We start from the raw sequence: 23553 nt of genomic DNA on the forward strand, positions 1-23553 counted from the left end.
TTTCATCTTAAAAGTTATCAGTCCTTATAAAAAAAACTGATAGGGCACCGCGTTTAAATCAAGATTATCCAAAAACTTGGGTTCCGGCTCTAATTGAATTCGCAAGAGTCCACCCTTATTTTCATCATCGCTCTTCTGATAACCCACTATTAAAACATGGTTTTCATTATCATAGCTAACCATCGAGGTCTGCCCTATTTTAAACTCGAAATCCAATTCTGAAGCAGTAAGGAAATTACTGTATATATACAATAACACAAGGTTGTTGGAAAAATCATAAACAGCAGGGATTCCTATTGGATTTGAATCCGATGTTTTGATATAAAACATTCTTCCCGATTCATCAAAGCAATTATTCTCAGAACCATAAAATTCTGGAGCTGTGGCCGTATCGTAATTAACATACTTAACCCCAAAAGTTGAACTATTTAAAACCGTATGCAGTTCTTTATATGAAATAATGATTTGATCTTGGGTATCTGTAAATATATGCCCTACATTATAACCTAGACCTTTTTCATGTATTACAGCCTTGGTAGCTAAATTCACTATCGATAATTCATACTCATTGGTAACATCCAAATCTAGCGTTAATACAAACAAACGGGCATTTGCAATGGCCATTTGAACCGGCTTTTTATCCAATTCTATATCAATGGCATTGCTAACCTCAGATGAAAAATCCAAAATACGGACATAATACTTGTCAATTTTTGATGTCTCCTCTTTGGTATATGCAACGTACAAATTATCCGCATCGAATGCGATTGAAGAAACCATAAGGCTACAATCCAATAAATCTTCAAATACGTCTAAAGTTCTTGATTCATTATCTTCAAAATCATGAAGGGTTACCTGCCCATCACAATCCGTTACTTTGGTATAATATGCAAAAATCGACCCTTGCCGGAATGTCAGTTCGGGTGATGGTGTACTTTCAAAAGTACTGTCCGCTTCACTCAAATCGATACCTGAATCCGTGACTTTAAGTGATTGTACGGATAATTGGCCGTTACTTTTCTGCAATAATGCATAATCCGCATCGTAAGAAGTTTCTTCAACTTCATTTTCTGTAGGAATCGTGGAGTTGTCCTCAGAAGTACTGCAACCCATGGCCACAAATGCCACAAGTGAACAAAGCAAGCTGTAGGTTTTCATAATGTAAGATATTTAGGGACCGATAAAACTATCCCTTCACATCGTACATTTTGTTACGCTGTTCTTTTATAGTCTTATCCGACATATATTCATCAAACGTCAAATATCTGTCAATGTTGCCTTTTGGTGTCAATTCTATAATACGATCAGCCACAGTTTCTGCAAATGCATGGTCATGGGTCGTAAAAAGAACCGTTCCTTTAAAATTATTAAGCGAGTTGTTAAAGGCGGTAATACTTTCCAAATCCAAGTGATTGGTTGGCTCATCCAACATAAGCACATTCGCCCTTAGCATCATCATTCTACTTAACATGCAACGAACTTTTTCCCCTCCGGAAAGAACGGTACATTTTTTCAAGGCTTCTTCCCCACTAAAAAGCATTTTACCCAAAAACCCCCTGATATAGACTTCTTCTCTCTCCTCTTCGGTCTTCGCCCACTGCCTTAACCAATCTACTAGGTTGATGTTCTGGGTAAAGAAGTCAGTATTATCTGCGGGTAAATATGATTGTGTAGTTGTTACGCCCCATTGAAATTCTCCTGAATCTTGTTTCTTGTTGCCGTTCAGTATCTCGTAAAAAGCACTGGTAGCCCTGGAGTCTCTTGAGATTATGGCGACCTTGTCCCCTTTTGCCAAATTAATATTTACGTTTTGGAACAATAGATCTCCGTCTTCAGAAGAGGCCGACAATCCTTCAACATTCAATATTTGATCTCCTGCTTCACGTTCCCGTTCAAAAATCAATGCAGGATATCTTCTGCTAGAGGGTTTTATATCCTCGACCTTTAATTTAGAAAGCATTTTTTTTCGTGAAGTGGCCTGCTTACTTTTTGCGACATTCGCACTAAAACGCATAATGAACTCCTGCAGTTCTTTGGCTTTCTCTTCTGCTTTCTTATTTTGTTGGGCTCGCTGGCGCGCGGCCAACTGACTACTTTCATACCAAAAGGTGTAATTCCCTGAAAACAAGTTCATCTTGCCAAAATCTATATCTGCAATATGCGTACATACCGCATCCAAGAAGTGACGGTCATGCGAAACCACAATTACCGTATTCTCATAATCTGCCAAAAAGTTCTCTAACCAACCAATAGTCTCGTAATCCAAATCATTGGTGGGCTCATCCATGATCAATACATCAGGGTTTCCAAATAGGGCTTGTGCCAAAAGCACCCTAACCTTCAGTTTTGAATCTATATCCGACATTAACGAATAATGTAATTCTTCATGAATACCCAGGTTAGACAGCAAGGCAGCGGCATCACTATCGGCGTTCCAACCGTTCATTTCTTCAAATTGCACCTGTAACTCCCCTATTTTATCTGCATTCTCATCGGTATAATCCGCATATAATGCATCAATCTGATTTTTTATCGAGAATAGGGGTTTGTTCCCCATAACAACAGATTCCAAGACCGTATGTTCATCATAGGCATTGTGGTTTTGCTCCAGTATCGACATACGTTTGCCAGGTTCTAAATGAACATGGCCGGATGTAGGATCTATCTGCCCCGATATAATCTTAAGAAAGGTACTTTTACCTGCCCCATTGGCCCCAATGACACCATAACAGTTCCCTTGGGTAAATGACACTTTGACTTCATCAAACAAAACGCGTTTGCCAAATTGAACAGATAAATTCGATACTGATAACATATTCCTCTTTTTAAAATCCGTGCAAAAATAGACAATTAAATAGCTCTAGACCAATAAACTTTAAGCTTAAATATGGGGAATATCTTAACGAAACCGTACCGTATTTTAACTCGCAATTAACAGGTAGCCACCTTTGGGTTCCTTAATTTTGTTAGCATATCGTATAAAATATTATATGAATAGACGTTTACTTTATCTTTTTCTTATTGTACTGGCAGGCTGCAATGAAAGCCAGGAAAATTTATCCAATGCTTTTTTTAGCGGGGAAATCGTAAATCCGACCAGCGATTACGTCGTTCTTTATAAGGGTAATGCCATTATCGATTCATCAGCCTTGGACAAGAACAATATGTTTTCCTTTAAGCTAGATTCGATAGAAGATGGCCTTTACCATTTTAAACATGCACCGGAATACCAGAATGTATACCTTAAGAAAGGTGACAGCCTTTTGATTCGTTTAAACACCGTTGATTTTGATGAGTCATTAGTTTACTCTGGTAAAGGAGAAGAGATAAACAACTTTATGATGGAAGTTTACCTCACCAAAGAAAGTGAAAAGAAAAGCATAACAAATTACTACCGATTAGAACCAAAGGACTTCAGCAGGAAAATCGATTCCCTTCAAAAAATAAAGTTAGACCTACTAAAGGAGCTTGACGTGGAAATTCATTTTACGGAGAAAGAATTGGAAATCGCCAAGGCCGATATAGTATACAGCTATGCAAAATTCAAGGAACGATATCCATTTAAACATAAAAAATTATCCAAGGATAAAAAATCACCCAAATTAAATAAGGATTATTACGCCTATAGAAACAAACTCACATACGACAACAAAGACTTAACATATTTAAGGCCGTACTATGAGTTCATGGTGAACCATTTTGGCAACTTATCTTACATGTCCTGCACCCACGGATGCGACATTAAGGACAATATGGCAAAAAACCACCTTCATTTCAATAAACATAAATTGAAACTTATCGATAGTTTAGTTATTGAAAAAGAACTTAAAGACAACCTTTTCAGGAATGTGGCGGTAGATTATTTATTGAAGGTGCATGACACCCAGGAAAACAATAAAATCTTTATGGAAGTTTTTCACGCCTTATCGGGAGATAATAGGCATATGGCCGAAATTGATGATTTATATGCGGGAATAAACAACATTCAACCCCAAAAAAGAATCCCTGAAATCGAATTGACCAATTTTGAAGGGGAAAAGGTTTCTTTGCCTAATATTTCCAAAAACAGGAAGACCGTATTCTATTTTTGGTCAGGTACGAATAGAAAACATCTGAAAGATATTTCGAATAGAGTAAAGCATCTATCCCGTATAGAACCAAATTTCAGCTTCGTGGGCATTAATGTAAAAACCGATCAAGACGATTGGAAATCCTTGGTCAACGCATCTGGTTTTGACCCCTCCTATCAGTTTCGTTCTGACGATTTTGAACAACTTACGAAGACCTTGATCGTATATCCAATGAATAAATGCATTATAACTGAAGACGAGCAGATAGTTGATGCTTTTGGTGATATATATAAATCATTCCCATAAAAAACCCAAAAACTAAAAGCTTTTGGGTCTAATATCTTAATAAACAATTAAAAGGTTCTTAGTTTCCTTTTTTATAATCTGCCAGGAACTTTTCCAATCCACTATCGGTCAAAGGGTGCCTTAAAAGACCTTCAATAGAAGAAAGTGGTCCCGTCATTACATCGGCGCCTATTTTCGCACAGTCTATAACATGCATGGTATGCCTAACGGAAGCGGCCAATATTTGTGTTTCGAAAGCATAATTATCATAGATATGACGTATTTCGGCAATCAAATTGAGCCCGTCTGTTGAAATATCATCCAATCTACCTATAAACGGAGAAACGTATGTTGCACCGGCTTTGGCAGCCAATAATGCTTGACCTACGGAAAAAACAAGAGTACAGTTGGTACGAATACCATTATCGGAAAAATACTTTAAGGCCTTTACCCCATCCTTTATCATTGGTACCTTAACTACGATCTGCTCATGCAACTCTGCCAGTTCTTCCCCTTCTTTGACCATTTCCTTGAACTCCGTCGCTATTACTTCGGCAGAAACATCCCCTTCAACAATATTACAGATATCCACATAATGTTTTAGGATATTATTACGCCCAGTAATACCTTCTTTGGCCATTAATGAAGGGTTGGTGGTTACCCCATCTAAAACCCCAAGTTCCTGAGCCTCTTTTATTTGATCTAAATTCGCGGTATCGATAAAAAATTTCATGAATTTCTATATTAATTGATTAATATTCCAGTTGTTTTTTATAATTATTCCAATTCTTCCAAAATTACAACTTATAATGGTTCAGCAATAGCTTCTCATAAGCTTTGTCTGGCAATAAATATTTTAAAACAATAGAGAACTTTTGCATAAAGGATCCTACCTTATAATGCACTTTTGGTTTTTTGGCATTCAGGATACAGTAAACCATTAGGGCTACTTGAATGGGATCACTACCTGAATCAACATGATCATTGATTAGTTTTAAAGTATTCCCATAGGGAATTCTATACGGGGAACCTTCCATTACGGGGGCATGATATCGCCCGCTGGCAATATTAGTGGCAAAATCGCCCGGTGCCAAATTACTGATGTGAATTCCGAAATCCTTCGTTTCCATCCTAAGCGCTTCAGTCGTAAGTTCCAAAGCCCCTTTTGTGGCAGAATATATGGCCCGGTACGGTAGCCCCATATACCCAGCAATTGATGTTATATTGATAATACGCCCGTTTCCTTGTTTACGCATTTGCGGCAATACAGCCTTGATCATGTGAAGGGGTCCATGAAAATTGGTCTCAAACGTTTTTAGAATCTCCTCATGGGGAGTTTCCTCAATAGGGCCCGTAATACCAACACCTGCGTTATTTATCAAAACATCCAATCGGCCTTCCTTTTCTAAAAGTTCGGAAATTGCTTTTTGAATGGAATCGATATCCCTAACATCCAATTCCAATAAATCAAAATCCTTGAAATCAGGATAATTGGCAAGGTTCCTTGTTGTTCCGTAAACTTTATATCCTTTACTTTTTAGGTAATTGCCGACAGATTTGCCGATTCCTGATGAACCGCCTGTGATAAGAACTATTTTTTGCTCCATAATAGTTGCAAAATTAACGAATAATAAAAAGTCTTTATTCTATGGATTTATATTCATCTAAAAGATTGGTGATGAAAAACCTTAAAAAACACCTTAGGTAAAATAAAGGCATAAAAAAACGGCAAGCTACCTACATCGCACCGCTACAACCATATACCCTTGCTGCGTTCCCACCCTGGGGGATTCTACAGGAGCTGGTCGTGTAGGACTTGCCGAATGCAAATATACAATCTTTTATATCAAATAATAAACCTTAAATATGCAGATTCTACGACAAAAACGAAAAGTCATTGTCTACCAATGAATTAAATACCCAGAATACCATAAGATCAAATAAAAAAACGGTTCTTAAAACATAATCAATCGTTTTAATTTCTAAATATTATCAAGTAACTTGCCCCCTAATCAAAGCCCAAGAATCCACTAGGTAAGGTCTTGAACCGCTTTGACGAAAATTGCACCTTATAATAAACCTTTATTTTCATGAATACATTTAAACTTTTTGCTGTTTGTAATTTATTGCTGCTCTTTGTAGCGTGTGGCAGCGGAAACACAAAGGCATCCTCTTTGTTCGAAATTCAATTGGAAGGCAACAAAAAAGCCTTTAAACAGAATGAAACCGCAGGTATTGCCATTAAAAATAAAAAAGAGAAATCCATTAATAAAATAACTTATTCCATTGATGGCAATGAACTTGAGGTTAACGGTAATAAAGTAACTTTCGATCTTGCGACTTTAGGGAACAAGACCTTAAAGGCAATTATTGATTACGAGGACACAAGTGCTGAAATCTATAAAAAAATAAAGGTTTTGGCCCCCAAACCTCCAGTTTTGTATACATATGAAATCATAAATGAATTTCCGCACGACATTAAGGCATATACCCAGGGCTTGGAATTCCATCAAGGAATCCTTTATGAAAGTACCGGCAAAAAAGGTAGATCTTCTTTAAGGAAGGTCGATTTTAAGACAGGAAAGATCTTAAACCAAATAGCTCTGGAAAATAGCCAGTTCGGGGAAGGAATAACCATTATGAACGGCAAAATATATCAACTTACCTGGCAAAACGGAATCGGTTTTGTTTATGACCTGGATACCTTTGAAAAAACAAGTAGTTTTCAATACGGCGAAAGTAAAGAAGGTTGGGGGCTCTGCAATGATGGAACCAAAATCTTTAAAAGTGACGGCACTGAAAAAATCTGGTTTCTGAATCCGGAAACCTTAGCAGAAGAAGGGCATATTGAAACCGCAACCGATAAATCAGTCTTCAACATGGCCAATGAGTTGGAGTATCTTGATGGTAAAATATATGCCAATGTGTACCAAAAACCCAGTATGATGATTATAGATGCCGAAAGCGGAGCTATTGAGGGGGTCATAAACTTTAGTGGTTTAAAAGAAAAGGTCACCAAACACCCAGAACTGGACGTGCTTAATGGCGTAGCATATAACCCCGAACGCAAGACCTTTTTCGTAACTGGGAAAAACTGGGACAAAATGTTCGAGGTGAAAATCATAAGAAAGTAATGGAATCTTACGAAAAAAGAATACGTGTGTCCGAAAATGATCTAGATGAACTGAAACACGTAAATAATGTTCGTTACGTACAATGGATCCAAGATATATCTAAAGAACATTGGGAAACTACTGCTCCCAAAGAAATGAGGGCGGGGATTCTTTGGGTAGTTAAAAAACACACAATAGATTATTTCAGTTCTGCAGTTTTAGGGGACGAAATATTGGCAAGGACGTTTATTGCCAATACCAAAGGGGCCTTATCCATTCGTTGCGTAGAAATGTTCAATGCCGATACAAATGAACTATTGGTGCGTTCACAAACTGAATGGTGCCTATTGAATGCCTTAACTTTAAGGCCTATTCGAATTTCAGAAGCCATAAAAAAAGCCTTTTTAAAGCAATAACCCCTGAACCATGCGACGCCTGATAATCCTGATTTCAAGTATAACACTACTTTTAGGATGGAGTTCGTGCAGAAAGGATTTCGAATATGGGACCAACCCCGGCAATTTGGAATTTTCAAAGGATACCGTTTATCTGGATACCATTTTTTCAAATATAGCCAGTAGTACATATACTTTAAAAGTATATAACCCAAACAGAGATGGGATCGAGATTCCATCCATACGTTTAAAACAAGGGGCAAATAGCGCATATAGATTGAATGTCGATGGAGTTGCCGGAAAAGAGTTCACGAATGTCCCCATACTCGCCCAAGACAGCCTTTATATATTTATTGAAACCACCTACGACCTTGACTCCAGTGAACAAAATGAATTCTTGTACACGGACATTATTGAGTTTAATAGTACTACGATAACCCAGGAAGTACATCTGGTAACATTGATCAAGGATGCCATTTTCCTATACCCAAGAACCTTAATAAAAGGGTCCAAGGAAACCTTCAAATTGGAAATGGACTATAATGACCAACCCCTTAACGCGGAAGGTTATTACTTACAGCAAGGTGAATTGAACTTCAGTAATGAAAAACCTTATATAATATATGGTTATGCCGTAGTGCCAGAAAACCAAAGTTTAACCATCGAAGCCGGAAGTCGTTTACATTTCCATGAAAATTCCGGATTGTATATAAGTGAAGGTGCCTCTTTGATTGTAAATGGAAAATTAAGCCTAGATAAAGAAGCATTGGAAAATGAGGTGATTTTGGAAGGTGACCGCCTAGAAACACAATATGAAAATGTTCCAGGCCAATGGACAGGTATTTGGATAGCTGAGGGAAGTAATTCCAATACAATTGAACATTTAACTCTAAAAAATGCTTCCTTTGGAATAGTAGCCAATGGAAACGGATTACTGCAATCCCCTACCCTGACCCTTAAAAACACACAAATCTATAATTGCACCACTACTAACCTTGTGGGCAATAGCGCATATATAGTTGGTGAAAACACCATTTTAGGAAATGCTGGTAGAAATTCATTGTTATGTAACCTTGGGGGTAATTACGAATTCACACATTGCACTATTGCCAATTATTGGCCCTATAGCTCACGAACGGGAACGGCCCTAGAGTTGAATGACCATAATGGTTCGGACTCTGGGGATTTGGTTTCGGCCCAATTCAATAATTGTATAATTGATGGAAATGCACTTTCTGAAATCTCGTTTATTCACGATGAAAAAAATGAATTTAGTTTTACTTTCAACAATTCCTTCATAAAATTCGGGGCTGGTACAGAACAAATCATGAATAACTATTTGTACGATTTTAGCGACAATGAAAGGTACAACGAAGTATATGTTAACCAACCATCTGATTTTCTGAATGTTACCAACAACATATATTGGATCGGCGAAACATCTTCAGCTAGAGACAAGGCCAATCCGGATTATTCGATTAGCCTGCCATATGATATTCTAGGCACTGATAGAAGGGATAAACCCGATATTGGTGCCCATGAATATGTTGCAATAAGTAAAAAGTAATAAAAACTTCACTTTTAATAAGTATTTTCTGCTTAATATTTAAATTTTATCCATTCACAAAGACAAACCTTGGTTTTTATAAGGTTTTCCTATGTCCATGGTTTCCACACAGTCATAACTTTGCTAAAAACTAATAGCTAAATCATTGGATTTCAATTACTCCATAATCGATTCTGACGCTACCTCAAATTTGCAATTACAGCATTTTTTAGAGGAATATGGTGATTTTTCGTGTTCTTCCTTAGCTAAAAACAGTAACGACGGTCTAAATGCAATTTTAAAATATTCCCCCGACGTCGTTTTTGTAAACTTAAACGAAAATGCTCCTGAGTATTTTCAAATGGTAATTGAGCTTCATCAGTATGTCAAGAAAATCCCGATTATTATAGGCATATCCAAAACTAAAGATCATGCCTATGATGCCATCAAGAATGGTTTTTTTGATTATTGGTTAAAACCATATAACGAGTTTGATATTCGGAAATCATTATTACGCCTTAAAAAACAAATACCGGAAACTGCCCCAACGCAAATGCGGACGCAGACCATATGTTTAAAATCGTACCGGGATTTCCAATATTTGAACACCGATGACATCCTTTACCTACAAGCAGACAATAATACTACGGAGTTTGTCATGAAGGACGGCAGTATTGTCAATGCTTTTAAGACGCTAAAAACTTTCGAAAACCAATTACCTTCGAATTTTATACGAATCCACCAAAGTTATATCATCAATACCATTTTTATTTCAGGTATCAGCTATGGTAAATCGGTATGTACTTTAAAACTGCGTAATCTACAATTACCCTTTTCAAAATCGTACAAATCGAACATTGATGAGGTAAAGGAACATTTGTCAAAAACCGCTATTCCTACTTCGAATTAAGTAAATTCTTTCAGAAGTAGGTTAAATCCTCTTCAAACTAGGTCAAATACTCATACTTTTTCATCTAGATATCCGAACTCATAGGGCATTATTAGCTTTACATCGTAATAAACAGAAACCCCTAACACAAAATTTTAATGATTATGAGAAGAGCACTTAGTATTTTAGCAGTTATGGCATTAATGATTGGATCAATGGCCATGAGTACCGAAAATGAAATCCAAGAACAAGACAAAATCACCTGTGACGACTGTGCACATGACAAGGATAGAAGGGAACCAAAAGTAGCGCAATGTGACGATTGTGCACACGACAAGGACAGAAGGGAACCAAAAGTAGCGCAATGTGACGACTGTGCACACGACAAGGACAGAAGGGAACCAAAAGTGGCCCAATGTGACGACTGTGCACACGACAAGGACAGAAGAGAACCAAAAGTGGCTTAATAAATTATAAAATCCCTTCTTATTACTAATAAAAAGGAATTCTAAAAATAAAACAAAAAGGTCTTAATCTAATACTGATTAAGACCTTTTTGTTTACATTAGTATTGCCAATGTAGTACCATGCCAAAAATAAAAGGACCAAAAATACCATTGATTATATGTAAGATATTACTGGTATCACTGTGTCTGGTCCTTATCCCTTGTTCATGTACAACTTCAAATAATGACCCTATTGCCACACAAACCATTGTAAACGACAGTATCAGCAATTGGATAAATCAGGGCAATAACACTGAACTTTCTAACAAAGAAAAAGATTCAATTTATCAAAAAGCTATTTTGGCCGTTGATAAAAGTAGTCAGGACAGTTTAAAACTATATTATTATTCCAGATTATCTTTAGCCTATTTAGACCTGAACGATTCATTGCGGTTCCGCACAACTAATAAAAAAACACGTGATTTAGCCGATAGAATTAAAGATACGCTTAACCAAGCATACGCCTTATGGGATTTGGCAGATTTTTTCGAAACCCAAATGGTAATGGACAGTGCCTTCTATAATTATCAAGAAGCCCAAAAAAGGTTCACCTCCTTGGAGGACAATTACAATGCCGGACGTATGTTTTATAATATGGCACTTATCCAAACCGATGTAAAGGATTATACAGGCGCGGAAATCAATACATTTAATTCTATAGAACTGCTAAAACCCTTAAACGAAGATCTTAGACTGCATAGATGCTACAATTTATTAGGCTCTATCACCAAGGAATTGAATGAATATGATCGATCCTTGGAATATTTTAATTTGGCCGAAGAATACCTTTCCAAAGCGGATAAAGATGAAAAAAACCGTTTATATTATCCGAAACTCCAGAACAATATCGGCAATGTTTATAAAGACCAAGGTAATTATAATGCCGCCAAAAAATATTACCAAAAAGCTGTGTTTACAGAAGATAGCCTAAGGTTCTTTGACCCCTCCACCTATGCCTTGATTGTCAATAATCTAGCATTTAGTCGATTTAAGTTGGGTGATACGTTGAATATCCTTCAAGATTTGGAAATGGCCAAACGAATTCAAAAAGAACTAAATGATATAGAAGGCCTTTCACTGAGCGAATACAACTTTGCTGAATTTTATTTATCTAAAAACGACACCTTAAACGCAGTGGCCAGTGGCCAAAAAGCAAAGCAATATGCAGAAGAGGGATCTAACAATAAACGATTATTGGCTTCTTTGGGATTATTGGCCCGAATTGACCCAAAGAACTCACTGAATTATACGGAACGATATATTGCGTTAACCGATAGTCTTATCCAAGTAGAACGCCAAGAACGTAATAAATTTACCCGAATTCGCTTTGAAACGGATGAATTCATTGCTGAAAACGAATCCCTGGTCAGAAAAAAACAAATCTGGACAGGTTTGGCTTTAAGCATCTTTTTACTTGGGGTATCATTATATGTGATTTTCTACCAACGTTCCAGAAACCAAGCCTTACAATTTCAACAGCAACAACAAACAAGCAACCAAGAGATATTTGATTTGATGCTGTCGCAAAAGCAGAAAATAGCGGAAACAAAAAAAGCGGAACAAAAACGAATTTCCGAAGAATTACACGATGGCGTCCTAGGTAAAATGCTAGGCGCAAGAATGGTACTTACCGGATTGAACAAAGTGGCCAGCGAGGAGGCCATTTCAGAAAGAGCGAAGGCCATAGCAGCATTAAAAGATGTAGAAGGAGAAGTACGCGCCATTTCCCATGAATTGAGCCACGCCGCATATCACAACATCAACAACTTCATTAGTTCTATAAAAGAATTATTGAAAACTACGTGTTCAACAAATGACTTGGACTTTTCGTTTGATTATGACGAAACCTATGACTGGGATGCCATGAAAGGTGAAATCAAAATCAACCTATATCGAATGGTTCAAGAGATCTTGCAAAATGCAGTAAAACATTCAAAATGTAAGAATATTTTGGTTAGTTTTGTGCGAAGAAACCAAATATTAATTGTTACCATTACGGATGATGGACAAGGTTTCGCCTCAAAGCCAGGAAAGAAAGGCATAGGTATGCGAAACATAAAATCAAGAGTTGAAAAACTTGGTGGTACTTGGGATATCGATAGCAGGCCTAATAAAGGAACCACAATTATCTTGAATATCCCCCTTGAAAGTCAGAATAATGCCCATGAAGTCATTCATGAAAAGAGAGTGTGAAACAATAATAGGTTACTTTTTATAGTTATAGAAAGGAATGATTATGAAGACTGTACGACTTTTATCGGTAGATGACCATGCCATGACGGCTATGGGCTATAAATATATTTTGGAAGGTTCCGAGTTTGACGGATTTCAAGTTAAGGTAGATACGGTAAATACATTTGAAGGAGCCATAGAAAAAATAGATTTTTCAGCCCGTTCAACTCCCTACGACATTGTTTTATTAGACATATCTCTTTTTCCTACACATTCAGGGGATACCAGAAGTGGTGAAGATTTAGGTATTTATGCCCGAAAAAAAGTACCAACTTCTAAAATCGTCTTTATGTCATCATTTAGCGATAGTTACCGTATTAACAGTATTTTTAAATCTGTAGATCCAGATGGTTATATGGTAAAGTCCGAAATAGATGAAAAATCGCTATGTGCCATGGTAAGGACCGTATTGGAAAGACCCCCATATTATACGGCTAGTGCCTTATCTGCCATTCGAAAAAAAATGGCTAATGATTATGATCTCGTAGATGAAACAGATAAAAAAATATTACACTACCTCTCCACAGGAACCCGTACCAAAGATATTGGCCCATTGATCTCCGTAGCCCCCACCACAGTGGAATCCAGGAAAAGACAACTGAAACAGCTTTTTGGTATTGAACAGGGAAATGATATTGAGCTAATTGAAGAAGCCAGAAAACGCGGATTCATATAATTCTTCATTCCTCAACTTTTAACATTCTTTATAACACTGAATATCAAGTGATTAAATTACTTTTCATGCTCCATCCATTATAACCTTATTTTTTATAAGGTTTTACTAGGTTCTGTTCTTGAGACATTCATTTAGATTTGAGGTTATTCATAATAATTGCCCCTATTTATGTCTTTAAAGTCAGAAAATTACGGAAACAACCTCCCCTCAAGGTCAATCAGAAGTGCTACCTTCAATGGAATTTCGGGGTTTATCGATAATCTTGAAAAACATTTTTTCTCCCAAATTTCGGTTTGGACCAATACCATTATCGATAATCAGGCCAAGTTAATTATTGAAATTGAATGTAACTTAAGCCTTATTGATATGATCATACATTCATACAAAGGAACTTGGGGCACATTCAACCAGACCAAATATTCCCTTTCGGAAGAATTGGTTCAATTAGAAGAATATAATGGCATTTCATTTGATGTTGAGGAGTTTACCATAAACCTGAAAGACACCAGTATAATTATAGATAAATTATACGACCAAAGTATTGCCGATCAACTGAACGGCATTTTGAACAATCTTGAAAAACACTTCCTTCAACTAACAAAAGGTAATGTTGAGGTTCCCTATGAAATTTTCGTTGCGGTGTTTGAAGATGAAATCATGGCTACGAAAAACTCGAATGTTAAAAACAAAGGAACACAGGACTACTCTAGTTATTGGGCCTTGTATTTTGAATCTGAAAAAGACGCCGTTATCTACGACCTGAAAAATGCTAGGTTCATTTATGAAGATTTACACATGATAAATCAATAAAAACCTTGTCACACACCATAATATACGCTATTCTTTAAATTTTAAACCGACACCATTCTCCTTAGTGGATATTAAATATATAATCATAGTAGGTGTTTCGTGGTATTTTTTATATATTTCACAACGAACTTACCATATAATCAATATATTATAATTTAAAAATGCGCCTACAGGAATTAATGGTTGAAAGAATCGACAATTTTATCGGTATTGAAAAATTGACTGAAGAACTGGAAAGAATGAGGGAAATGACCCACGAAAAAGTTTGGTTTGATGATATGATCATCTGTTTTAACAGTCTTTATCTAAAAGATTTCAATGCGGAAGAATATACCCTGAATTACAAAATACATTTACAGAAAACCATCGATTTTTTAAATAGGTTCAGCAAGGGTACAGGTTCGGAAATTCATAAATTTCTTATTGATCTACTTGAATTCAAGATCGACTACGTATATAATCTGAGAAAAATATCCTAATGGCTTTTTTTACCTTTATTTTGTTGATCTTGCTCTTCATTTTTTACCACCCTTTCCATACGTTCACGATAAAATATCTCAAGCATTCTGTTTATATGCTTTAGTTCGGCACCGTATTTTTTCTCCCAAGTTCTTAATACAAAATGCTCAAGAAAATCATGGGAATGGGATTCTTCAATTTTATCCTGATGATTATTATAGAGCTTTTGAATGACTTCAACCAATTTACTTTCCTCCATCATATCATAAAAATCAATCATATGACCAACTCTTTCCTTTTCCAAATCCAACCTACTTGGATTCACTTCTTTGGAATGTTCATTAGCTATAATCATCTCTCCTTTGCCCCTCAATAACCACTCTGCACTCAAATTTGGATATACATCAAGAATACTTTCCACAACATTGGAACCAATGGTCTTGTTATGTTTCAATGCCCTGGAAATAGTTCCCCTACTTGCATTGATCGATTTCTCGAACTTATTGTAACTCAAATTACTATAGTCTAAAAAAATATTGATTCTTTCTAATAACATTTTGATAAAATTAAGGTAATCTTTTCTTAATCAACTCTTTTTGATTTCCAATATATTCGATATATTTATTGTATATTTTCGATATTAACACAAATATATTCGATACATTTTACGTAAACAATTTATTATGACCTAATAATATAACCGTCCAATAATTTATATACCTATGAAGAAAAAAATTATAAGAATTGAGCAACATAAAAATAGTGCGAAATTATTGGGTCTAAAAGTCTTTAAAGAAAGTTTAGAAAACCACTTTCTTTCTGCTATTACAATTAGAAATTCCTCAGCAAACGATCGCTCAATGGGTTTGGTGATAGAAATGGACTGCAATTATAAATTAAGAGAAATTCTTTTTTCGCTAAAAAATATAATTCCAGGGAATACATTTGAAAAAAAAATTGACCGGGTTTCCGACTTTTTCTCAACTGCATTTAAAAAGTTACAGGATAACAATGAAGTGCCTATAGATATCGAGGAACTCTCAATTTATCTAAAAGACACTTCTATAATTATTAGAAAGATTTATAAAAACAGTATACTTCATCAATTAAAAAATCTAATAAATGCTTTAGATATTCATTCCAAAAAATTTACGGAACAACATATTGAAGTCCCTTTTGAAATTTGTATTCCGGTATTTGAAATGAATAAAAAAAATAGGACCAATAGCTATATCAAGGCCATATTGAACAAGAATGATAAAACCACCTACTTTAAAAATTGGGGATTATATTATGATTCTGAAAATAACGACGTAATATACAATCTAAGAAAACAATCCCTAATTCATGGTGAAATACACTATCTAAACTATTGACCTTGAAGATTATCCATTAAACAAATCCCGACCGTGCATTAGGGCGTTGACTTCACCCCTAACCTCAGCTACTTTATCTTCATCATCCGCATTTGTCAGAACACGATTGATCAAATCGACAATAGTTGACATTTCATTCTCTTTTAACCCACGAGTTGTAATGGCTGCTGTCCCAAACCGTATTCCGGAAGTTACAAATGGCGATTTATCATCAAATGGCACCATATTCTTATTAGCCGTAATATCTGCTTTTACCAATACTTTTTCAGCATCCTTACCGGTAATATCCTTATTCCGAAGATCGATCAACATCATATGGTTATCGGTTCCCCCTGAAATAATATTATAGCCTTTTGCAACAAAAGCAGCTGCCATTGCTGCAGCATTTTTCTTTACTTGCAACATATAATTAAGATAATCATCTGTCAAAGCTTCTCCGAAGGCGATGGCCTTTGCTGCGATGATATGTTCCAATGGCCCACCTTGATTACCGGGAAAAACCGCTAAATCTAGCAATGCTGACATTTTTCTAAGGTTACCATTCTTCAATTTTATACCGAACGGATTGTCAAAATCCTGCCCCATAAGTATTAATCCGCCCCTAGGTCCACGCAAAGTTTTGTGCGTAGTCGTCGTAACCACATGGCAATGTGGAATAGGGTCATTCAGTATTCCTTTAGCTATAAAGCCAGCCGGATGGGCAATGTCTGCCATAAGAATAGCATCTACGCTATCCGCAATTTCGCGAAAACGTTTAAAATCCATATCACGGGAATAAGCAGAAGCCCCAGCGATGATCAAATTAGGTCTTTCCTTTAACGCAATCTCCTGAATAGCGTCATAATTAAGCATGCCCGTTTCAGAATCTACCCCATAAAACACAGGGTTATATAATCTTCCGGAAAAATTCACCGGAGATCCATGGGTCAAATGCCCGCCATGGGATAGATCAAATCCTAAAATCTTGTCACCCGGCTTTAAAAACGCATGAAAAACGGCTGCGTTGGCCTGTGAACCTGAATGGGGCTGTACGTTTGCATAAACAGCACCGAATAATTCCTTAGCCCTATCAATAGCAATTTGTTCAACCTGATCAACCACTTCACAACCTCCATAATATCTTTTTCCAGGGTATCCTTCGGCATATTTATTCGTCAATACAGATCCAGCAGCCTCCATTACTTGGGGACTTGTGAAGTTTTCAGAAGCGATAAGTTCAATCCCGTTTAATTGTCTTTCCTTCTCTTCTTCTATTAAATCAAAAATAAGTTGGTCACGTTGCATATTTTCCTTTCTGTTAAATGAGCGGTAAAAATACAAATTGCCGATTGGTTATTCATGGAAAATAATATATTTGATTAGGAATTTATCAAACATAAATTAACAATATACATATGCCCATACTAGCAAATAATCCGAAAAGAAAAACCTGGATACCTACTCCGGTAAAAACTGACTTTCCCATTCAGAACATACCTTTCGGGGTGTTTTTGACACGTGACGATATTATTACAATAGGCACCCGAATAGGTGATACGGCTATTGATTTGGGAGCCATGCACCAATTGGGGTATTTTGATGGTATTCCGCTTACCGATGATATTTTCCTTCAAGATACATTGAACGACTTTATTTCTGACGGACAAAAAACATGGAGATTGGTGCGTAACCGCATAAGCGAGGTTTTCGATATTGAGAATGAAACTTTGAAAAATAACGAGGATCATAAAAGTATCATCCTATTCTCTTTGGATGAAATTGAAATGCAATTGCCGGTTCAGATAGGTGATTATACCGATTTTTACTCCAGCAAAGAACATGCTGCGAACGTGGGTACCATGTTTCGCGACCCTGAGAATGCTTTAATGCCCAATTGGTTACACATTCCCGTAGGTTATCATGGAAGAAGTTCTACCATAATCCCAAGTGGAATACCAGTACACAGACCTATGGGGCAAACTTTTCCGAAAGGCTCGCAAACACCTATTTTCGGCCCATCCAAATTAATTGATTTTGAATTGGAAATGGCCTTTATAACCACAGATGCGAATAAATTTGGAGAACCAATTCCTATTGAAAAGGCTGAAGAACATATTTTTGGAATGGTTTTGTTCAACGACTGGAGTGCCCGTGATATTCAGAAATGGGAATATGTTCCGTTAGGCCCTTTTTTGGCAAAAAGTTTTGCTTCATCGATTTCGCCATGGATCGTAACCCTGGACGCTTTAGAGCCTTTTAGGTGCAAAGGCCCAAAACAAGACCCGAAACCCTTTCCTTATTTATCACTTGAAGGGGAGCATAGTTTTGATATAAAATTAGAAGTCGACATCGTAACACCGGAAGGGGTGCCAACAACGGTTTCTAACTCCAATTTCAAATATTTATACTGGTCAATGGCCCAACAATTGGCGCACCACACGGTAAACGGATGTATTGTGAATAGTGGTGATATGATGGGAAGCGGAACAATCTCAGGCCCTACTCCCGATTCTTATGGTTCTATGCTAGAACTTGCTTGGCAAGGCACCAAGCCCGTTACATTGAACGACGGTAGTGAGCGCAAGTTCATCCAAGACAATGACACGGTGGTTATGAGGGGATTTTGTGATAAAAATGGTCAACGATTAGGCTTTGGGGAAGTTTCCACAAAACTGTTACCTGTTTTTGAGCCAAAATCCATAAAAAATAAATAGTAAAAAGGTTTTTCAACGAGGCAATACGATAGTTTATCGTTTTACGTTATCAACAAACACAGTTTTGGCACGAGTGTTGAAATTGATGATTACAACGGTAAATTAAAATGTCATGAAGAAACTTTTACTATTAAGCGGAATTTTACTTTTTATGTTGTCTTGTGGTGGGGTGAAAAAAACCCAACAGGCTATAAATACGGGCAACTATATGAACGCCATAAACAGTGCCGTTCAAAAGTTAGCGGAAAACAAGGACAAAAAAAGCAACCAATCTTACGTGCTTTTATTGGAAGAAGCCTTCCGAAAAAACACCGAAAGGGAATTGGAGCACATTGCGTTTCTTAGAAAAGACGGTAATCCTGCAAATCTCGAAACAATTTATAAAGGATACGAGAATCTTAACCGAATTCAGGAAGCCATAAAACCACTACTACCTTTACGGGTTAACGATGAGAACAGAAATGCCGAGTTCTCATTAACAAATTATGACAACAAGATCATTACCACCAAAAATGAGCTTTCATCTTATTTGTACGATAACGCCCTCAACCTTTTAACAAATGCTACCAACAAATATGATTATAGAAAGGCCTATGATGATTTTGAATACTTGAACGAAATCAATCCCGGATATGGCGATATCAGATTTAAAATGGAAGAAGCCTACCAAAAAGGCCAAGATTATGTAAAGGTAGAAATGATCAATAATACAGATAAGATCATACCGGTTAAGCTAGAAGAAGAACTTCTGAATTTCAATACTTTTGGATTGGAGGACAAATGGACAAAGTACCATACCAACCATCTTGCAAACATCGACTATGATTATGATATGCAAATAGAGTTAAGGGAAATCAACATTTCCCCGGAACAAGTAAATGAAAAACAGATTATAAAGGAAAAACAAATTAAAGATGGTCAAAAATACCTTTTGGACAATGAAGGCAATGTTGTTAAGGACAGTTTAGGGAACAAGATAAAAGTGGACAAGTTCAAAACTGTTAAATGTAATTTTTATCAGTTTACACAATTCAAAACCGCTCAGGTTACAGGGCAAATAAGCTATCAAGATTTGGAAACAAAACAACAGCTGAATTCCTATCCCCTAACCAGTGAGTTCGTTTTCGAACATGTTTATGCCAATTATGATGGTGATAAAAGGGCTTTGGAAAATGAATTGGTTTCCCTATTGAACCTTGCCGCAGTTCCTTTTCCTTCAAACGAACAAATGGTTTATGATGCCGGTGAAGACCTCAAAAACAGAATAAAAGGTGTAATAACCTCACATCGATTCAACTAAAAAACAATAAGCCCTGAGTTAACCTTCAGGGCTTTTTTATACATATGTTCCTAGATCAATAGAATTTATTCCCCCATGTGAATCATGGGCCACCACTACCCCATTGCGTATGACCAAAAGTTGGGGAGATTGGTGCTGTACCTGAAATCTATAACCCGTTTCATTTGAAACCTCCCTAAAACTATGAAGATCCAAATAATATAGATCCAACTTTTCTTTCGGGATATCAAAATTGGCATTAAAGGTATTCAAAACCATTCTGCTGATACCACAGGTTGTCGAGTGTTTAAAGATTACTTGGGTCTTAGTTTTCGACTTTTCCACGATCTCATCTAATTGATGCACTGAAACCAAAGGTTTCCAAGGCACCTTAACTTCTTTTTTTTCAGTCTTTTCGTCGTTTTTACCAAATAAACCCTTAAATAATCCCATAGTTTTTTATCTCTAAGTCGTATGTTGTCCAATTCCTTACAACTGTCGAAATGTCTTGCTGTTTTCGACTTTTAGCGACATTTTGTCCGCTTAATTTCCTTGGTAAGGTTATTGACATTCATGAATCAAAAGTAATCTATAACTTTAAAACACGACACTAATGAACTTTAATAATTTTACTATAAAGTCGCAAGAATCCGTTCAGCTTGCACAGCAGATAGCCCAAGAAATGGGACATCAACAAATTGAGAACGAGCACATTTTCAAAGCAATTTCACAAGTAGATGAAAATGTACTTCCTTTTATTTTAAAGAAACTTAATGTAAACAACAGTCTCCTTAACCAAATACTTGAAAAAGAACTTGAAAGTTTTCCTAAGGTTTCTGGTGGGGAAATAATGGTTTCCAGGGAAGCAGGCAAAAGCTTGAATGAAGCCGGTATCATAGCCAAGAAAATGGAAGATGAATATGTTTCAATAGAACATATCCTTTTGGCCATATTTAAATCAAAAAGTAAAATAGCACAGATTCTAAAAGATCAAGGGGTAACTGAAAAAGACCTTAAAAAAGCGATTGAAGAGCTTAGAAAAGGCGGTAAAGTTACTTCCCAAAGTGCTGAGGAGACCTATAATTCCCTTGACAAATATGCACGTAACCTAAATCAAATGGCCGATAGTGGTAAATTGGATCCCGTTATTGGTCGTGATGAGGAAATTCGTCGAATTCTTCAGATTTTATCCAGAAGAACAAAGAACAACCCAATGCTCGTTGGTGAACCAGGTGTAGGTAAGACCGCAATCGCTGAAGGATTGGCACATAGGATCATACAAGGTGATGTTCCTGACAACCTGAAAGATAAAGTCATATATTCTTTGGATATGGGAGCATTGATCGCAGGTGCAAAATACAAAGGGGAATTCGAAGAACGTTTAAAAGCCGTTATCAAAGAAGTCACATCTTCTGATGGGAATATTGTTCTATTCATAGACGAGATACACACCTTGGTAGGTGCCGGTGGCGGTCAAGGGGCCATGGATGCGGCCAATATTCTTAAACCTGCTTTGGCAAGAGGTGAATTAAGGGCTATCGGTGCAACTACTTTGGATGAATATCAGAAGTATTTCGAAAAAGACAAAGCATTAGAGCGAAGGTTCCAAAAAGTAATGGTCGATGAGCCCGATACAGAAAGTGCCATTTCTATCTTAAGGGGTATCAAAGAAAAGTACGAGGCACACCACAAGGTGCAAATCAAGGATGAAGCAGTAATAGGTGCTGTTGAACTTTCACAACGTTACATCACCAATAGGTTTTTGCCCGATAAAGCAATTGACCTAATGGACGAAGCCGCTGCTAAACTCCGTATGGAAATCAATTCAAAACCAGAGGAATTGGATGTTTTGGACAGAAAGATCATGCAGCTTGAAATTGAAATCGAAGCCATTAAACGTGAAGATGATCAGGCCAAATTGAAGGTTTTGAACATTGATCTTGCCAACGTAAAGGAAAAACGTAACGAAATCTATGCCAAATGGGAAAGTGAGAAAACCGTTGTCGACTCCATTCAAAAAGTGAAAAACGACATTGAAGATTTTAAATTGGAAGCCGAACGTGCCGAACGTAGTGGGGACTATGGCAAAGTTGCCGAATTACGCTATGGTAAAATCAAGGAAGCCCAAGAGAAATTGAGTGTTCTTCAACAAGAAATGTCAGAACAACAAAAAGGGGAAACCCTGATCAAGGAAGAGGTTACTTATGAGGATATTGCAGAGGTCGTAGCCAAATGGACAGGTATTCCCGTAACTAAAATGTTGCAAAGTGAGCGTGAAAAATTATTGAAGCTTGAAGATGTCTTACATAAACGTGTGGTTGGTCAGGAAGAAGCCATTCAGGCCGTTTCAGACGCCATACGAAGAAGTAGGGCCGGACTCCAAGATGCCAAAAAACCAATTGGTTCATTCCTATTCTTGGGAACCACAGGAGTTGGTAAAACAGAACTTGCAAAAACATTGGCTTCATATTTATTCGATGACGAAAATGCAATGACACGAATAGATATGAGTGAATATCAGGAAAGGCACTCGGTTAGTAGATTGGTAGGGGCACCTCCAGGATATGTAGGATATGATGAAGGCGGACAGCTTACCGAGGCCGTAAGAAGAAGGCCATATTCCGTCGTATTGTTAGATGAGATCGAAAAAGCACATCCAGACACCTTTAATATACTCTTACAAGTTTTGGATGAAGGTAGACTTACAGATAACAAAGGACGTATAGCTGACTTTAAGAACACCATCATTATCATGACAAGTAATATGGGTAGTCATATTATCCAAGAAAAATTCGAGAACAATAAAGACATTTATAGTGCCTCAGAAGCAGCTCGGGTTGAAGTCCTTGGCTTATTGCGAAAAACAATACGCCCGGAATTTCTGAACAGGATAGATGATATTATCATGTTCACACCTTTGAACAAGGAGGATATTACAAAAATAGTATCCCTTCAATTGGAACAATTGAGAAAAATGCTCGACAAACAGAATATCACAATTGACTTTACCAATGAAGCCATAACACACCTTGCAAATAAAGGATATGACCCACAATATGGAGCAAGACCCATAAAAAGGATTATCCAGAAAGAAGTGCTGAACAATTTGTCCAAAGAACTTCTAAGCGGCAGTATCAAAGCCGATAGTATTGTATTGATCGACTCTTTTGATGACCAACTGGTCTTCAGAAATCAAAACGAATTAGTGCAATAAACATTTTATT

The 23553-nt window shown here is 36.8% G+C and carries 21 protein-coding genes and 1 other RNA gene; 14 read left to right on the forward strand and 8 right to left on the reverse strand.

The window, feature by feature from the left end; all coding sequences use genetic code 11:
• Window positions 1-24 precede the first annotated feature (24 nt).
• On the reverse strand, window positions 25-1158 hold the full coding sequence (locus GJ691_RS17610; protein WP_154369334.1) for a hypothetical protein: 1134 nt from the start codon (window positions 1156-1158) through the stop codon (window positions 25-27).
• A gap of 28 nt (window positions 1159-1186) precedes the next feature.
• Window positions 1187-2815, reverse strand: coding sequence for an ABC-F family ATP-binding cassette domain-containing protein (locus GJ691_RS17615; protein ID WP_154369337.1), 1629 nt, complete (start codon window positions 2813-2815; stop codon window positions 1187-1189).
• Window positions 2816-2990: 175 nt separating this feature from the next.
• Here GJ691_RS17615 and GJ691_RS17620 point away from each other — a divergent pair, with 175 nt between their 5' ends.
• The gene (locus GJ691_RS17620) at window positions 2991-4376 is read left to right on the forward strand and encodes a TlpA family protein disulfide reductase (protein ID WP_154369339.1); all 1386 of its coding nucleotides are present in this window, start codon (window positions 2991-2993) and stop codon (window positions 4374-4376) included.
• Window positions 4377-4434: 58 nt separating this feature from the next.
• Here GJ691_RS17620 and fsa read toward each other — a convergent pair whose 3' ends face one another.
• From fsa to ffs, 3 genes are all read right to left on the reverse strand, one after another.
• Window positions 4435-5088, reverse strand: coding sequence for a fructose-6-phosphate aldolase (gene fsa, locus GJ691_RS17625; RefSeq protein ID WP_154369341.1), 654 nt, complete (start codon window positions 5086-5088; stop codon window positions 4435-4437).
• A 64-nt stretch (window positions 5089-5152) separates the two neighbouring features.
• Window positions 5153-5962, reverse strand: coding sequence for an SDR family oxidoreductase (locus GJ691_RS17630; RefSeq protein WP_154369343.1), 810 nt, complete (start codon window positions 5960-5962; stop codon window positions 5153-5155).
• Between the two features lie 116 nt (window positions 5963-6078).
• An RNA gene (gene ffs / locus GJ691_RS17635) (signal recognition particle sRNA small type) lies at window positions 6079-6177 on the reverse strand.
• 268 nt (window positions 6178-6445) lie between these two features.
• On the opposite strand from ffs, the gene GJ691_RS17640 reads away from it, so the two are divergent.
• The 9 genes from GJ691_RS17640 to GJ691_RS17680 all read left to right on the forward strand — a co-directional run bounded on the left by GJ691_RS17640 (window position 6446) and on the right by GJ691_RS17680 (window position 15001).
• A complete protein-coding gene (locus GJ691_RS17640; RefSeq protein ID WP_154369345.1) occupies window positions 6446-7489 on the forward strand; it encodes a glutaminyl-peptide cyclotransferase in 1044 nt (347 codons plus the stop codon).
• Window positions 7489-7884 (forward strand): acyl-CoA thioesterase, encoded by a 396-nt coding sequence (locus GJ691_RS17645; RefSeq protein WP_154369347.1) that lies wholly within the window; start codon window positions 7489-7491, stop codon window positions 7882-7884. Before GJ691_RS17640 ends, GJ691_RS17645 begins: the two co-directional genes overlap by 1 nt.
• Before the next feature lie 10 nt (window positions 7885-7894).
• Window positions 7895-9430 carry a hypothetical protein gene (locus GJ691_RS17650; RefSeq protein WP_154369349.1) on the forward strand — a complete coding sequence of 512 codons (1536 nt, stop codon included), beginning with the start codon at window positions 7895-7897 and terminating at the stop codon, window positions 9428-9430.
• A 145-nt stretch (window positions 9431-9575) separates the two neighbouring features.
• On the forward strand, window positions 9576-10319 hold the full coding sequence (locus GJ691_RS17655; RefSeq protein ID WP_154369351.1) for a LytR/AlgR family response regulator transcription factor: 744 nt from the start codon (window positions 9576-9578) through the stop codon (window positions 10317-10319).
• A 143-nt stretch (window positions 10320-10462) separates the two neighbouring features.
• Entirely contained in the window at window positions 10463-10765 is a 303-nt protein-coding gene (locus tag GJ691_RS17660; RefSeq protein WP_154369354.1) for a hypothetical protein, read from the forward strand.
• Between the two features lie 120 nt (window positions 10766-10885).
• A complete protein-coding gene (locus GJ691_RS17665; protein ID WP_154369356.1) occupies window positions 10886-12997 on the forward strand; it encodes a tetratricopeptide repeat-containing sensor histidine kinase in 2112 nt (703 codons plus the stop codon).
• A gap of 43 nt (window positions 12998-13040) precedes the next feature.
• Complete coding sequence (locus GJ691_RS17670) at window positions 13041-13712, forward strand: helix-turn-helix domain-containing protein (protein ID WP_154369358.1); 672 nt, start codon at window positions 13041-13043, stop codon at window positions 13710-13712.
• Window positions 13713-13880: 168 nt separating this feature from the next.
• The gene (locus tag GJ691_RS17675) at window positions 13881-14522 is read left to right on the forward strand and encodes a hypothetical protein (protein ID WP_154369360.1); all 642 of its coding nucleotides are present in this window, start codon (window positions 13881-13883) and stop codon (window positions 14520-14522) included.
• A gap of 161 nt (window positions 14523-14683) precedes the next feature.
• A complete protein-coding gene (locus GJ691_RS17680; protein WP_154369362.1) occupies window positions 14684-15001 on the forward strand; it encodes a hypothetical protein in 318 nt (105 codons plus the stop codon).
• Here GJ691_RS17680 and GJ691_RS17685 read toward each other — a convergent pair.
• On the reverse strand, window positions 14998-15537 hold the full coding sequence (locus GJ691_RS17685; RefSeq protein ID WP_154369364.1) for a hypothetical protein: 540 nt from the start codon (window positions 15535-15537) through the stop codon (window positions 14998-15000). The two genes, GJ691_RS17680 and GJ691_RS17685, sit on opposite strands and share 4 nt — an antisense overlap.
• 166 nt (window positions 15538-15703) lie before the next feature.
• Here GJ691_RS17685 and GJ691_RS17690 point away from each other — a divergent pair, with 166 nt between their 5' ends.
• The gene (locus tag GJ691_RS17690; protein WP_154369366.1) at window positions 15704-16357 is read left to right on the forward strand and encodes a hypothetical protein; all 654 of its coding nucleotides are present in this window, start codon (window positions 15704-15706) and stop codon (window positions 16355-16357) included.
• A gap of 9 nt (window positions 16358-16366) precedes the next feature.
• On the opposite strand, the gene glyA is transcribed toward GJ691_RS17690, so the two are convergent.
• Window positions 16367-17641: a serine hydroxymethyltransferase gene (gene glyA / locus GJ691_RS17695; RefSeq protein ID WP_154369368.1), complete on the reverse strand. Its 1275-nt coding sequence runs from the start codon at window positions 17639-17641 to the stop codon at window positions 16367-16369.
• A 110-nt stretch (window positions 17642-17751) separates the two neighbouring features.
• Between glyA and fahA the strand changes: the two genes are divergently transcribed.
• Both fahA and GJ691_RS17705 read left to right on the forward strand, forming a co-directional pair.
• Window positions 17752-19050, forward strand: coding sequence for a fumarylacetoacetase (gene fahA, locus GJ691_RS17700; protein ID WP_154369370.1), 1299 nt, complete (start codon window positions 17752-17754; stop codon window positions 19048-19050).
• 112 nt (window positions 19051-19162) lie between these two features.
• Window positions 19163-20350 carry a hypothetical protein gene (locus GJ691_RS17705; protein WP_154369372.1) on the forward strand — a complete coding sequence of 396 codons (1188 nt, stop codon included), beginning with the start codon at window positions 19163-19165 and terminating at the stop codon, window positions 20348-20350.
• Window positions 20351-20386: 36 nt separating this feature from the next.
• On the opposite strand, the gene ytxJ is transcribed toward GJ691_RS17705, so the two are convergent.
• On the reverse strand, window positions 20387-20782 hold the full coding sequence (ytxJ, locus tag GJ691_RS17710) for a bacillithiol system redox-active protein YtxJ (RefSeq protein ID WP_154369374.1): 396 nt from the start codon (window positions 20780-20782) through the stop codon (window positions 20387-20389).
• Window positions 20783-20942: 160 nt separating this feature from the next.
• On the opposite strand from ytxJ, the gene clpB reads away from it, so the two are divergent.
• Window positions 20943-23543: an ATP-dependent chaperone ClpB gene (gene clpB / locus GJ691_RS17715; RefSeq protein WP_154369376.1), complete on the forward strand. Its 2601-nt coding sequence runs from the start codon at window positions 20943-20945 to the stop codon at window positions 23541-23543.
• Window positions 23544-23553 lie beyond the last annotated feature (10 nt).

It is taken from the genome of Maribacter luteus, from assembly GCF_009674825.1.
Classification (GTDB): domain Bacteria; phylum Bacteroidota; class Bacteroidia; order Flavobacteriales; family Flavobacteriaceae; genus Maribacter_A; species Maribacter_A luteus.